Below are 10367 nucleotides of genomic sequence, written 5' to 3' on the forward strand. Positions count from 1 at the left end.
GGCGCGACGGCGGGCCCGCGGCGTCAGATCACGCGGACCTGCGTGCCGACGGGGCAGAGCGCGTAAAGCTCCTCGATCATGTCGTTGTAGAGCCCGATGCAGCCGTCGGACGACCGGCGGCCGATCTTCCGCGTGTCGTGGGTGCCGTGGATGATGTAGGCGGGCCAGCCGAGATACATGGCATGCGTGCCGAGCGGGTTCTCGGGGCCCGGGCCGATCGGTTTCCAGTCGGGGTAGCGTTCGAGCTGCGAGGGCGTGGGCGTCCACGAGGGGCCGACCTTCTTGCGCACGATCTCGGTGTAGCCGCGCTTGGTCAGTTCCTCCGAGATCGGGACCGAGGTCGGGAAGATACGGTAATCGGTGCCGTCGTGATTCCAGAAGTGCAGCGCGCGCGACGTGGTGTCGGCCACGATCGCCGCCTTGCCGAGCGCATCGAAATGGTCGCGCCAGTCCTGCATCGAAAAGCTCGAGACGTTGCGGCGGGCGACGTCGGCGTGCAGGCGCGCGGGCGCCGCGAGCCCTGCGGCGGCGGCCAGTCCGAGCGCGAGCGCGCCCCGGCGGGTGATCCGTGTGGTCATCTGGGTCTCCTTCTTGCGGGCCGGCCACGGTCGGCGGACCGGCGGAACGGGGGTCAGGTCTCGGCGCGTGCCGTCGAGATCGCGGCGCGAAGCGTCGCGCGGTCGAGGGCACCGGCATAGAGCGTGGTGCCGATGGCGAAGGCGGGCGTCCCGCGGAAGCCGAGCGCCGTCGCCTGGGCATCGTTGCGGTCTAGGAGCGCGTCCCAGGTGCCGCGTGCCGCGCGATAGGCGTCCATGGCGCGCCGGACCGGCACGACCGACGCGACGGCCGCGTCGACCTGGCCCGCGTCGAGCCGGGCCTCGGTGGCCATCAGCGCCCGGTTCACGTCCGGGTAGGCGCCGAGGGCCACCGCGCCGAGGGCAAGCTGGCTCGCGCGGAGCGAGGGCGGCCCGAAGATCGGCCAGTCCTTCATCACCAGACGCACGCCGCCGTCCTCGGTCACAACGTCCTCGAGCATGGGGTGCATGCGCTTGCAGAACGGACACTGGTAGTCGAAGAACTCGACCAGCGTGACATCGCCGCCGGGATTGCCCTGAACCGGGGCGTCGGGATCGTTCAGCACCGCGTCGACGGTGAGCGGCTGCGCGCCGCCCAGGGCGGGCCAGAGCGCGACGGCACCGGCGCCCGCACCGAGGCCGAGGGCTCCGGCGGCGCTGAGAAGGCTGCGGCGGTTCAGTGTCATGGAAGGTCTCCTGTCGGTTCGGGACGGGTGGGATCGGCGGATGAGGGAGATGTCCAGCGGCCGCTCTCGCCGCGCGGCAGCACGATGACGCGGGTGCCGCTGTCGACCTCGTCCGCGAGGTGCATGACGTCCTGGTTGAACATGCGGATGCAGCCCGACGAGGCGTCTTGGCCGATGGTCCACGGGCTCGGCGTGCCATGGATGCGGTAGAGCGTGTCGCGCCCGTCGCGGAAGAGGTAGAGGGCACGCGCGCCGAGCGGATTGTCGAGGCCGCCCTCGACGCCGCCCGCGAATTGCGCGTACTTCCCGGGCTCTCGGCGGATCATGTTTTGCGTCGGCGTCCAGCCGGGCCAGTCGCGCGTGTAGGGGACCGTCGCCTCGCCGGAGAACCCGTAGCCGGCCGCGCCCACGGCGACGGTGTAGCGCATGGCACGGTCGTCCCCAAGCAGCCGGTAGAGCCGCTTCGCGCCCGGGTCGACGACGAGGGTGCCGGGCGGATGCGGTGCGAAATAGGCCACCTCCTGCCGCTTGCGCGCCTCGGAAAGATAGGCCGGGTCGATGGCGGGCACGGTGCGGCCGCCGTCCTCGACGGCTGCGTACATGGCGCGGGTGGCGGCGTCGGGCCCGGGCCTGGCCGGCGAGGCGGCCGGGTCCGCGTCGTCCCTTGGGGGTAGCGCCGGCGCGCAGGCGGACAGCAGGAGGACCATCGCGCAGCAGAGCGCGCGGGCGGACGGGTAGGTCATTCGGTGTCCTTCACGATGCGGCGCATCCCCGCCGCGAGGGCGGCGCGGGAGATCTCGCCGGTATGGGTGTCGTGCAGGCGACCGGCGGCGTCGACGAAGACGGTCACCGGCAGCCCCTCGGCGCCGAGCGCGGCCATGAGGCGCGCCTCGCGGTCGAGCGCCACGTCGCGACCGGGCAGGCCCGCGGAAGCGAGGAAGCGCGCGACGGTGCCCGCATCCTCGCCCTGGTTCACGAAGAGGAAGCGCGGCGCATCTTCCATCCCTGCCGCGGCGACCATCATCGGCATCTCGCGCCGGCAGGGCGGGCACCAGCCGGCCCAGAGGTTCAGGACCAGCGGTCCCCCCGCCGCGCCGATCTCGACCGGCGCGCCCGAGAGGTCGGTCGCGTCGACCCGGGGCAGGAGGGCGCCGCGCGGGTCGGGCAACGCGGCGCTGACCGCAGCGGTCCCGCCGAGCGCGAGGGCGGCAGACGCGACGAGGGGCAGGGCGCGCCGAGGCGATCTGCGCACGAGGACGAGGGCCGCGACCCCGCCGCCGACTGCCCCGGCCGCGAGGGAGAACCCGCCCTGCCAGACCTTCAGCGCGTCGCGCGGCGCGGCGGCGAAGCTCTCCGCATGGGCCGCGACGAAGCCCGCGCGGGCCGCGACGATGCACGCGGCGAGGAGAAGCCAGGCATGGGGGCCGAGCGCGGCCGTCGTGCCCCGCCGGCCGCCGACGCGGTCCGCGATCTCGACCGCGACGAGGAAGAGGCCGATCCCGACGAGTGCGGCCGCGCGGTCGCCGTCGAGAACGAGGGGGCCGAGCGACACCGTGTTCATCGGGTGGCCTCGGCGATCGAGGCCAGCATCGCGGCGCTGTCGGTATCCCCGACGATGCGGCTGCCCGGGGCCTCGGCGCGGTCGGCGTCGAGGAACACCATGGTGGGCGGGCCCGCGGCGCCGAGGAGGTCGAGCACCTCGCGGCTCGCGGCGCCGGCCTCGGTCACGTCGACCTTGACCGGGGCGAGCCTACCGAGGGCGTCCTGCACCGCGGGGTCGGCAAGCGGTCCGCGCTCGATGGCGCGGCAGGTCGTGCACCACCCGGCGGTCACGTAGACGAGCGCCGGACGGCTTTCGCCTGCGAGCACGGCCTCGAGCGCGGGCGCGCTCCGCACGGTGGTGAAGGCGGATGCCTCGTCCGGTGCCCGCCGGGCGTCGCCCGCGAAGGGGGCGAGCGGGCGCAGCGGGTCGTCCCCGCCCACCGCTGCACCCGCGCCCTGCAGCGCGCCCGCAAGGAGCAGGATCGCGCCGAGGGCCCGGCCCGGACGGCCGGCCCGGCTGCCGCGCGGGCCCGTGGCCAGCAGCGCGCCCGCGCCGATCAGCAGCGCCGACCAGAGCGCGAGGGTCACCGTGCCGGGCAGCACGCGGCCCGCGAGCCAGATCGCGAAGCCGAGAAAGACCATGCCGAAGACCCGGCGCGCGCCTTCCATCCACGGCCCCGAGCGCGGCAGGATCCGTGGCCCGAACGCCCCCACGGCGAGAAGCGGCAGGCCCTGGCCGAGACCCAGCGCGAAGAGCGCGAGCGCGCCGAGCATCACGTCCCCCGTCTGCGCGATGTAGAGCAGCGCGCCGGCGAGGGGCGCGGTCACGCACGGCCCGACGATCAGCGCCGAGGTGGCCCCGAGGAGCGCCGCGCCTCCCAGCGATCCCTGCCGGCCCTGCACGCGCGACAGGCGCGAGGAGAGCGCGCGGGGGACCTGCAGCTCGAAGAGGCCGAACATCGACAGCGCGAGGAGGACGAAGAGCGCCGCGGCGACCCCGATGGCGGGCGGCGATTGCAGCACGGCCTGGAGGTTCCGCCCAGACCATGCCGCCACGACCCCGAGGAGCGCGAAGGCCGAGGCCATCGCGATCACGTAGGCGCCCGAGAGCGCGAGGCCGCGCCGCGCGCCCACCTCCGCGCCGCGGCCCGTCACCATGCCGGCGACGATCGGCACCATGGGAAAGACGCACGGGGTGAAGGCGAGGAGCAGCCCGAAGCCCAGGAAGCCCGCGACCACGAGCCCGGCGCCGCCCCGGGCCGAGAGCCCGTCGAGGAGCCCCGGATCGGCGGCGAGCACGATATCCCGGTCCCGGGCCGGGGCGACGTCCGGCGCCCGGCCGGTGTCCTCCGCCGCGGCGCCGATGACGCGCGTCTGCGGCGGGTAGCAGATGCTGTCCTCGAGGCAACCCTGCCAGGTGAGCGTCACGGGTCCCGCGGCCGGGGCGATGCGGGCCTGAAGCCGGTCGCGGTAGATCTCCGTCTCGCCGAAGGTCGGGTCGTCCTTCCGCGTGCCGGGCGGGGTCTCGACCGCGACCGGGGCGCCGTCGGGGCCCTCGGCGCGCAGGTGGTCGCGGTAGAGGTAGTAGCCCTCCGCGATCTCCCAGGTTAGGGAAAGACCGGACGCGTCGTCGCGCACCGTGAGCGCGAAGGCCTTCTCGGCCGGCAGCGGGTCGGGGGCAGGCTGTGCCGCGGCGGCGCCGGCGGACAGCATCAGGAGGGCGGCGAGGGCGGCCCGGGGGAATCGCGGCATCGTCATGGTGCCGGGACTGGACGCCGCAGCTTAAGCCAGCCTTAAGGTTCGCGGGCGAGAGCCCCGGCCATGGAGACGAGATGCGCGTTCTGATCGTGGAGGACGACGAGGTGCTGGCCGACGGCCTGTCGGTCGGACTGCGCCTGTCGGGGTTCACCGCCGACCGGGTCGAGACGCTCGCGGATGCCCGCGCGGCGCTCGCCACGACCGATTTCGAGGGGCTGGTGCTCGACATCATGCTGCCAGACGGGCTTGGGCTCGACCTGCTGGCCGAACTGAGGGCGCGGGGCTCGGCGCTGCCGGTCCTCCTCCTGACCGCGCGCGACCGGGTCAAGGACCGCGTGCGCGGCCTCGATGCCGGCGCGGACGACTATCTCGGCAAGCCCTTCGACCTCGACGAGCTCGCGGCGCGGCTGCGGGCCATGCTGCGCCGGGGCGAGGGGCGGGCCAGCGCGGGGCTCGCGCACAACGGGCTCTCGATCGATCCGGCCACGCTGACGGGGCGGCGGGGCGACGCCGCGCTGCGCTTCTCGCGCCGCGAGTTCGCGATCCTGCACGCCCTCATGGAGCGTCCCGGCCACATCCTGTCCCGCGAGGCGCTGGAGGAGCGGCTCTATGGCTGGCAGGAGGAGATCGAGAGCAACACCGTCGAGGTCCACGTGCACAAGTTGCGCGCCAAGCTCGGCCGCGGTGTCATCGAAACCGTGCGGGGCCTCGGCTACCGCCTCGCCACCGGGGAGGACGCGCCATCTCGATCCGGCTGAGACTGTTCGCGATCCTCGCGCTCGCCACCGGGGCCGTCTGGCTGTCGGCGGCGCTGTGGATCCAGAACTCCACCCGTGCCGAGGTCGAGCGCGTGCTCGACGCGCGGCTCGCCGAGGCCGCGACCATGGTGTCCTCGCTCATCTCCGACCACCGCATCGAGGTCGCCCGCGCCGGCGGCGCGCCGGTCCCGGTGCCGATGCCCGCGCCCTCGGGATATTCGCGGCAGCTCTCCTGCCAGATCTGGTCGCTCGACGGCACGATGGTGGGCCGCTCGGGCGGCGCGCCCGAGGCGGAACTGACCGGGTCCGGGCAGGAGGGCTACTCGGTATCGATCGTCGATGGCGAGCCTTGGCGCGTCTACACGGTGGTCAATCCCGAGCTCGGCGTGCGCGTGATGGTGGGCGACAGTCTCGCCGTGCGCGACCGGCTGGTGCGCGACGTGCTCGAGGGCCTGCTCCTGCCCGCGGCGGTGATCCTGCCGATCCTCGCGGCGCTCATCTGGATCAGCGTGGCGCGCGGCCTCGCGCCGCTCGACCGGTTGGCCGAGGCACTGCGCGCCCGCGCGCCCGCGGACCTCAGCCCGCTGCCCGCCGGGCCTGCCCCGCGCGAGATCCGCCCCGTACGCCGGGCGCTCGACACGCTCTTCGCCCGGGTGGCGGCGGCGCGCGACGTCGAGCGCGACTTCACCACCTATGCCGCGCACGAGCTCAAGACGCCGCTCGCGGGGCTCCGGACGCAGGCGCAGGTGCTGCGCATGGCGGAGGACCCCGCGACCCGCGACGGCGCCCTGCGGGCGATCGAGATCTCGGTCGACCGCACCGACCGCATGGTGCGCCAGCTGCTCGAGCTTGCCGCGGTCGAACGGACCGAGGACGCGATCGAGCCCACCGACACGGCCGAGCTCGTGGCCGGGACGCTCGACGACCTCGACATGCTCGCGCGCGGACGGGACGTGACGCTCGCATTGACCCGAAAGGATATCGGGCACCCGTTCGAGACCAACCCCTTCCTCTTGCGCGCGGCGCTGCGCAACGTGGTCGAGAACGCCATCCTCGCCTCGCCGCCCGGGGGCCGGGTCACGGTGTCGCCGCTGTGCGACGACCGGCTCCTCACGATCGTCGTGCGCGACGAGGGGCAAGGCATCCCGCCCGAGCTGCGCGACAGGGTGACCGAGCGTTTCGCGCGCGGTCGCACGAGCGGGCCGCAGGGCAGCGGGCTCGGCCTCTCGATCGTGGCGAGCGCGATGGAACGTCTGGGCGGCACGGTCGTCTTCGACGCCAGCTCCGGCCAGAGCCAGGTGGTGCGGCTGGTCCTGCCCGCGCGGCCCCCGGCAGCCTAGCCCCGCGCGGGCAGGGTCACGCGCGCAAGAAGCCCGCCGAGGTCGGCCCGGTCGAGCACCAGCGTCCCGCCATAGGCGCGCACCCGGTCCGCCGCGATCGCCAGGCCGAGCCCGTGGCCCTGCGTGCTCTCGTCGAGCCGCGCGCCGCGCGCGAGCAGGCGGTCGCGGTCCGGGGCGGGGATGCCGGGGCCGTCATCGGCGACGTCGATCACGAGGCCGCCCGCGCCCGCCGCGGCGGTGATGCGCACGCGGGCCGCCGCCCAGGCGACGGCGTTCTCGGCCAGGGTCCCCACGATCTCGATCAGGTCCTCCGCATCGCCGCGGAAATCCGGCGCGCCCTCGGCGCGGACGTCGAGCGCGATGCCTTGTCGCCGCGCCCCGGGGGCGAGCACCAGCGCCACGTCCTGCAGCGCGGGCGCGACGGCGCAATGGGCCGCCGGATCGAGCCCCGCCGCCGAGGCGCGTGCGCGGTCGAGATGCCAGCGGATGATGCGGTCCATGCGCGCGATCAGCGCGGCCTCCTCGGGGCCTGCGCGGTTCGACAGGACCGCGAGCGGCGTCTTGAGCGCGTGGGCGAGGTCGCCCGCATGCGCGCGCGCCCGCTCGACCTGCGCCGCCCGTGCGGCGATCAGGCGGTCGAGTTCGTCGGCGAGCGGGCGCAACTCTGCGGCGGCGGGGCGTGGGACGGTGCCCGTCGTTCCGTCGCGGACCTGCGCCACCGACCGCGCGAAGCGCGTGAGGTCGCGAAGCCCCGCCCGCACCGCCACGACCTGCGCGACGAGCAGGCCCGCGCCGAGGACCGCCAGCGCCACGAGAAGCGGGCGGCGCACGGTGGCGAGCTCCGCCGCCGCCTCGGCCGCGGGCAGCGTGACGGCGACGGTCAGCGTCCGCCCGTCGCCCGGCGCGGTGAACCGCGCGCGGTGCGCGATGAGCGCGGCGCCGTCGGGGCCGATCCCGCGCGCGCCGTCGGGTCCGAGATCGCCGGTGACGAGCGACGGCGCCCGGGCGAGGACCTCGGTGCCATCGCTCACCTGCCAGTACCAGCCCGAGAGCGGCCGCTCGAACCGGGGATCGGCCGGTGCCGGGATCACGTCGAAACGCCCGGCCGCGTCCCATTCCGCCGCCGCCATGACCGCCCGCGCGCCGGCTGCCAGTTCCGCCTCGAGCCGGCGCGTCACGAAGTCCGACAGGACCGCCGACAGCGCGATCCAGGCGAGCACGAGGGCCGCCGCGGTCAACGCGCCCGACCAGAAGAGGAGCCGGCCGCGGATCGAGCCTGCGCTCATTGCCCGGGATCTGCGGGCAGGAGCCGGTACCCCTCGCCGCGGCGGGTCTCGATCCGCGCCTCGCCGATCTTCCGGCGCAGACGACCGATCACCACCTCCATCGAACGGAAGTCGCGGTCGGAGTCGCGGTCGTACATGTGTTCGGAAAGCTCGGCCCGGCTGACCACGCGGCCCTTCTGCAGCAGGAGAAAGCGCAGGAGCTTGCCCTCGAACGCGGTGAGCCGCACCGGCATCCCGTCGAGCGTCACGAGCCCCGTCGCCATGTCGAGGACGAGCGCGCCGGCGGAGAGTTCCGAGGTCGCGTGGCCTGCCGCGCGCCGCACCAGCGTGCCGAGCCGCAGCACCACCTCCTCCATCCGGAAAGGTTTGAGCACGTAGTCGTCGGCCCCGGCGCGGAAGCCCGCGACCTTGTCCGACCAGGCGTCGCGCGCGGTCAGGATGAGGACGGGAAAATCGTGCCCCGCGCCGCGCCAGCGCCGCAGCACCTCGATTCCGTCGAGACCGGGCAGGCCGAGATCCAGCACTGCGGCGCCGATCGTCTCGGTCGCGCCCAGGAACTCGCCCGCCTCGCCGTCATGCGCGGTCTCGACCGTGTAGCCGGCCTCGGTCAGCGCCGTGCCGATCTGCGCCGCGAGGTCGCGCTCGTCCTCGACCACGAGCACCTTCACCGCTGGCCGCCCGGCAGGATGCGCGCCTCGGACTGGCCCACGCCCTTGACCTCGAGAAAGCGGCAGCCGGGGCCGGTCAGCTCGATCTGCAGGACGTTGCCCGCGGGCGTGAGCCAGCGCAGCTCCTGCACCAGCCCGTCCTCGTCGTCGCGCAGGCGCAGCGCCTCGCCGCGATAGCGCGCGGCCGCGCAGTCGAGCGCGGCGGCGGGACCGATCGGCACGGCGTCGCGCGGCGGGTCGCCGGCGGCCGCGGTCGCGCCGAGCGAAAGGCAGAGGCAGAGCAGGGGCAGGGCGGACAATCGCATGGCTTCCGATATAGTGCGCGGATGCTCAACGGAACCCAAACGGCGCGGTTGCGGCTGCATTCGGGACGAATCGGCCATGGTGCCCGCATCTTGGAACCCGAAGGAGACCAACCATGAGACGCACCCTTGCCGCCACCATCGCCGCGATCGCCCTGTCCGCGCCGTTCGGCGCGCCGCTCGCCGCGCAGGACGCGCAGCTGTCGGGATCGGTCGCCGACCGCTTCGGCGACCAGGTCGTGGTCGCCACGCCCGAGGGGCGCATCCTCGTGACGCTGCCCGACGGTGTCGAGGCGCCCGAGGCCGGCGCGCAGGTCACGCTCGAGGGCACGCGCACCGGCAACACCTTCGCCGCGACGGCGCTCGAGGTCGGCGCGGCACCGGCAGAGGACGGCAGCGTGGCCGGCCTGCCGCAGGCCCTGCAGGGCCTCGGCCTGACCGAGGTGCGCAGCCGGCCCGACGATGACGGCGAGACCTACATCTATGCCCGCCTGCCGGAGGGCGGCTGGCTCCGGGCCGAGGCACGGGGGGATCGGCTGCTCGAGGTCCAGAGCGACGGCGCGGGTCTGCCCGACGCGCTGGTGACGGCGCTGCTGCCCGAGGCCACGCGCGCGGAGCCGCGCCTCGCCGACCTCGGCCGGCTGACCGAGATCGAGCGCGACGACGACGAGATCTCGGTCGAGGGCTACGCGCAGGACGGCATGCGCATCGAGATGGAATTCGGCCGGGACGGCACGCTGCGCGACTACGAGCGCGAACGCGACGACCGCCGGTCGCTGACCCGCGACGCCGCGCGCGAACGGCTCGAGGCGCTGGGCTATACCGGGATCGGCTTCGTCGAACGCGGCGGCCGCCACGTGGCGGCGCTGGCCGTGAACCCCTATGGCGACCAGGTGGAGGTCCGCCTCGACGAGAGCGGCCGCGTCGAGCGCGAGCGCCTCTGGACGGAATGACCGCAGGCGACGGGGCCGGCGCGCGCAGGCGCGGGCCCCGTCGGGCCGCGGTCCAGCCGATTTCGGGCAGGACGACCTCCGGCGGCAGGCCGAAGCGGACGGCTGCGATGGAACGGCCGAGCCCGCCCGACACGACGAGGTGGCCATAGGCGAAGCGGTTGCCGTGGCGGGACGGCACCATCGGCGGATGGCCAAACATCCGCACCTGGCCGCCATGGGGATGCCCCGAGAGTGTCGGCGCGACCGGTCGGGCGGCCTTCGTCACGTCGGGAAAGATGTCCGGCTCGCGCCCCACCAGGAACACCGGCGCCTCGTCCGTGACCGCCACGAGCGTCGCGGGCAGGTCGTCGACGCCCTGCCAGCCACGCCGTACGGACTTGCTCCGTGGACACCACCGCCCCGAGACCGAGCGTTCGCAGGACCCGGCGGCGGTGGGTCGGCGGCGCTGGCGCACGGGATGTCGCGGACGGGAAAGCTGGTAGGCCCGGCAGGCCTACGG

Annotated in this window: 11 protein-coding genes; 3 read left to right on the forward strand and 8 right to left on the reverse strand. The window is 74.6% G+C overall.

Annotated elements, in window-relative coordinates:
• Positions 1 to 23 precede the first annotated feature (23 nt).
• Genes RISW2_RS20060 through dsbD form a run of 5 tightly spaced genes read right to left on the reverse strand, consistent with a single transcriptional unit; the run spans position 24 to position 4555 of the window.
• Positions 24 to 578 carry a L,D-transpeptidase gene (locus tag RISW2_RS20060; protein ID WP_043774342.1) on the reverse strand — a complete coding sequence of 185 codons (555 nt, stop codon included), beginning with the start codon at positions 576 to 578 and terminating at the stop codon, positions 24 to 26.
• A 53-nt stretch (positions 579 to 631) separates the two neighbouring features.
• Complete coding sequence (locus RISW2_RS20065) at positions 632 to 1261, reverse strand: DsbA family protein (RefSeq protein WP_043774344.1); 630 nt, start codon at positions 1259 to 1261, stop codon at positions 632 to 634.
• On the reverse strand, positions 1258 to 2004 hold the full coding sequence (locus RISW2_RS20070) for a L,D-transpeptidase (protein ID WP_051492190.1): 747 nt from the start codon (positions 2002 to 2004) through the stop codon (positions 1258 to 1260). Before RISW2_RS20070 ends, RISW2_RS20065 begins: the two co-directional genes overlap by 4 nt.
• Complete coding sequence (locus RISW2_RS20075) at positions 2001 to 2822, reverse strand: TlpA family protein disulfide reductase (RefSeq protein ID WP_043774346.1); 822 nt, start codon at positions 2820 to 2822, stop codon at positions 2001 to 2003. Before RISW2_RS20075 ends, RISW2_RS20070 begins: the two co-directional genes overlap by 4 nt.
• On the reverse strand, positions 2819 to 4555 hold the full coding sequence (gene dsbD / locus RISW2_RS20080; protein WP_043774369.1) for a protein-disulfide reductase DsbD: 1737 nt from the start codon (positions 4553 to 4555) through the stop codon (positions 2819 to 2821). The genes RISW2_RS20075 and dsbD overlap by 4 nt, the downstream gene beginning before the upstream one ends.
• Before the next feature lie 80 nt (positions 4556 to 4635).
• Between dsbD and RISW2_RS20085 the strand changes: the two genes are divergently transcribed.
• Positions 4636 to 5319 (forward strand): response regulator, encoded by a 684-nt coding sequence (locus RISW2_RS20085; RefSeq protein WP_043774348.1) that lies wholly within the window; start codon positions 4636 to 4638, stop codon positions 5317 to 5319.
• Between the two features lie 41 nt (positions 5320 to 5360).
• Positions 5361 to 6659: an ATP-binding protein gene (locus tag RISW2_RS20090; protein WP_425277800.1), complete on the forward strand. Its 1299-nt coding sequence runs from the start codon at positions 5361 to 5363 to the stop codon at positions 6657 to 6659.
• On the opposite strand, the gene RISW2_RS20095 is transcribed toward RISW2_RS20090, so the two are convergent.
• Genes RISW2_RS20095 through RISW2_RS20105 form a run of 3 tightly spaced genes read right to left on the reverse strand, consistent with a single transcriptional unit; the run spans position 6656 to position 8918 of the window.
• Positions 6656 to 7945: a sensor histidine kinase gene (locus RISW2_RS20095; protein WP_043774353.1), complete on the reverse strand. Its 1290-nt coding sequence runs from the start codon at positions 7943 to 7945 to the stop codon at positions 6656 to 6658. The genes RISW2_RS20090 and RISW2_RS20095 overlap by 4 nt on opposite strands.
• On the reverse strand, positions 7942 to 8613 hold the full coding sequence (locus RISW2_RS20100) for a response regulator transcription factor (RefSeq protein ID WP_211238729.1): 672 nt from the start codon (positions 8611 to 8613) through the stop codon (positions 7942 to 7944). Before RISW2_RS20100 ends, RISW2_RS20095 begins: the two co-directional genes overlap by 4 nt.
• A complete protein-coding gene (locus RISW2_RS20105) occupies positions 8610 to 8918 on the reverse strand; it encodes a hypothetical protein (protein ID WP_043774355.1) in 309 nt (102 codons plus the stop codon). Before RISW2_RS20105 ends, RISW2_RS20100 begins: the two co-directional genes overlap by 4 nt.
• Before the next feature lie 113 nt (positions 8919 to 9031).
• On the opposite strand from RISW2_RS20105, the gene RISW2_RS20110 reads away from it, so the two are divergent.
• Positions 9032 to 9868 carry a hypothetical protein gene (locus RISW2_RS20110; protein WP_043774356.1) on the forward strand — a complete coding sequence of 279 codons (837 nt, stop codon included), beginning with the start codon at positions 9032 to 9034 and terminating at the stop codon, positions 9866 to 9868.
• Positions 9869 to 10367: the final 499 nt, after the last annotated feature.

It is taken from the genome of Roseivivax isoporae LMG 25204 (genome assembly GCF_000521865.1).
In the GTDB taxonomy this organism is placed as follows: domain Bacteria; phylum Pseudomonadota; class Alphaproteobacteria; order Rhodobacterales; family Rhodobacteraceae; genus Roseivivax; species Roseivivax isoporae.